The following is a 2463-nucleotide window of genomic DNA, read 5'->3' on the forward strand; positions in this document are numbered from 1 at the left end:
CGTCGGTCCGCGGCGCCTCGTCGCCACCTCGATCGACGACCTGGGCACCCTGTTGCCGCCCGACCTCAGCGACCGTCCCCGCTTCGGTGCCGACGAGCGCCAGCCGACGCCGCACATCCTGCTGGTGATCGACGGTGGACACCTGCCTCCCGGCAACCACGTCGTCCCGCCCGACGGGCTGCACGGCGTCACCCTGCTGGACATGCCGGCGCGCTGGGACGAGCTCGAGGACTCGACCAGGCTGCGGCTCCAGTTCGCCGAGGGTCGGCCCGAGCTCGACAAGCTGCCGGTGCTCGGGGTGCGGGTGCGCGAGGAACCGGTCAAGGCGCTCATCGACCAGTGCGACCTCGCGACGGCCGAGGCCTTCGCGCGCCGGCTCGCGCCGCTGAAGACCCTCAGTGCCGACGCCTCCTCCGGCGCGGCCGTGGACATCACCTCCGCCAACCCCGACCACATGGAGTTGCTCGGCCTCGGCGACATTCACACCTTCGACCCGGCCAGCTCGTGGCGTCCGCGCCCGGCGCGCGACCGGTTGCGCGTGCCGATCGGCATCGGGGACTCGGGTGGCCTGATCCACCTCGACATCAAGGAGTCCGCCCAGCAGGGCATGGGACCGCACGGTCTCTGCATCGGCGCCACGGGATCCGGCAAGTCGGAGTTCCTGCGGACCCTGGTGCTCGGCCTGGCGATGACACACTCCCCCGACCAGCTCAACCTCGTGCTCGTCGACTTCAAGGGTGGCGCCACCTTCGCGGGCATGGCCGACCTGCCGCACGTCTCGGCGGTCATCACCAACCTCGCCAACGAGCTCACCCTCGTCGACCGCATGCAGGACGCCCTGTCCGGCGAGATGGTGCGTCGTCAGGAGCTGCTGCGCGACGCCGGCAACTACGCCTCCGTCCGCGACTACGAGAAGGCCCGCGCCAACGGCGAGGACCTCGCGCCGATGCCCTCGCTGTTCATCGTCGTCGACGAGTTCTCCGAGATGCTCTCGGCCAAGCCTGAGTTCATCGACCTCTTCGTCGCCATCGGTCGGCTCGGCCGATCGCTCGGGCTGCACCTGCTCCTGGCGTCCCAGCGACTGGAGGAGGGCCGTCTGCGTGGCCTCGAGTCGCACCTGTCCTACCGCGTCGGGCTGCGCACCTTCTCCGCCGGCGAGTCGCGTGCCGTGCTCGGGGTGCCCGACGCCTACGAGCTCCCGGCGGTCCCCGGGCTCGGGTATCTGAAGCCCGACCAGTCGACCCTGCTGCGGTTCAAGGCGGCGTACGTCTCGGGACCGCCGAGTGGCCGGGCACGGGTCACGCGCGACGAGGGTGGCCACGTGCGCGGCATCCTGCCCTTCACGATCTCCGAGGTGCTGGCCCTCGAGCCGCTGGAGAACGAGGACGACCTGGCGCCGGTGCCGGTGCAGCAGCACGGCGAGCAGCCCTCGCTCCTCGACATCGCGGTCGACCAGATGATCGGCGTCGGCAGTCCCGCGCACCAGGTCTGGCTGCCGCCGCTCGACATCCCCGACACCCTCGACGAGCTCATGCCCGACCTGGTCGACGATCCCGAGCTCGGCCTCGTATCGCCGCAGTGGCGCAACCTCAACGGGCTGGTCATCCCCCTGGGCACCGTCGACCGGCCGCGCGAGCAGCGCCGCGACACCATGACACTCAACCTCTCCGGCGCCTCCGGTCACGTGGCCGTCGTGGGCGGTCCGCGCTCGGGCAAGAGCACCCTGCTGCGCACCATCGTGACCAGCATGGGCCTCGTCTCGACGCCCGCCGAGTCGCAGTTCTTCGTGCTCGACTTCGGCGGTGGCACGTTCGCGCCGCTGTCTCGCTTCCCGCACGTCTCGGGTGTCGCCTCGCGGTCCGAGCCCGATGTCGTACGCCGTGTGGTGGCCGAGATCCAGGGCGTGGTCGACCGCCGGGAGGCCTACTTCCGCGACCAGGGCATCGACTCCATCGAGACCTACCGCACCCGACGTGCCCAGGGCCGCGCCGACGACGGCTGGGGTGACGTGTTCCTGGTCATCGACGGCTGGAGCACCTTGCGCGCGGAGTTCGACGACCTGGAGATGGAGCTCCAGCAGCTCGCCGGTCGCGGCCTGACCTTCGGTCTCCACATCATCGCCGCGTCCACCCGGTGGGCGGACTTCCGCGCCGCGATGCGCGACGTCTTCGGCTCCAAGCTCGAGTTGCGGCTCGGCGACCCTGTCGACTCCGAGATCGACCGCAAGGTCGCGGCGCTGGTCCCGACCGGCCGACCCGGACGAGGCCTCATCCCCAGCAAGCTGCACTTCCTCGGCGCCCTGCCCCGCGTCGACGGCGACGGCGACTCGGCCACCTTGGGTGAGGGTGTCGATGACCTCATCGACCGCGCGAACGCAGCGTGGCAGGGCACCCCCGGACCCACGCTGCGCCTGCTGCCCGAGCTGATCAGCCTGGACAGGATCCGCGAGGACGCCGTTCGCCG

General features: G+C 71.1%; 1 protein-coding gene. It reads left to right on the plus strand.

The annotated features are described in order from the left end of the window. A partial coding sequence (eccCa, locus tag RMO85_RS17585) for a type VII secretion protein EccCa (protein WP_310530015.1) occupies nucleotides 1-2463 on the plus strand: 2463 nt, incomplete at both ends.

Origin of the sequence: Nocardioides sp. (assembly GCF_031422975.1) — a bacterium.
GTDB lineage: Bacteria > Actinomycetota > Actinomycetes > Propionibacteriales > Nocardioidaceae > Nocardioides.